The organism is Brachybacterium sp. Marseille-Q7125, from assembly GCF_023062615.1.
Lineage (GTDB): Bacteria > Actinomycetota > Actinomycetes > Actinomycetales > Dermabacteraceae > Brachybacterium.
Window position 1 is genome coordinate 1 of sequence record NZ_JALLAL010000205.1, and the last position, 405, is coordinate 405.

General features: G+C 80.7%; 1 pseudogene. It reads right to left on the reverse strand.

Going from position 1 to position 405, the window contains the following annotated elements:
* Positions 1 to 11 precede the first annotated feature (11 nt).
* Positions 12 to 405, reverse strand: a pseudogene (locus MU407_RS14240) (MMPL family transporter); the annotation flags it as partial.

Here is a 405-nt window from a genome sequence, read left to right on the forward strand (position 1 = left end):
GCGGCCGCCCCCTACCGGACTCCGCCGGTCGAGGCTTCCGGCGGCTCCCCGATGGTCCGGGCCTCGGGCACCAGCGGCGCGGGCGACTGCCCCCCCTCCGACAGCGCGGGGGGCCGTCGCGCGGCCGAGACCTTGTCGGTGTCGTCGGTGCCGGTGGCGGTGGCGCCCGTGACGGTGATCTCGCTGTCCCGCTGCTCCTCTTCCCCGGCCGGGGCGCTCTCGCGCCGGTCCCGCACTCGCGGCTTGGTGCTCCCGTCGGGGGGTCCGCCCCCGGGGAGCGCCCCCACGGCTGCCCGTTCGGCGCCCCGGGTGGGTGGGGCGGTCTGGGTCTCCCCCCCCGCGCCCCGCTCCACGCAGCTGGTCTCGCGGGCCTCGACCTCCCCCCGGGGGGCGGGGGTGCGGACG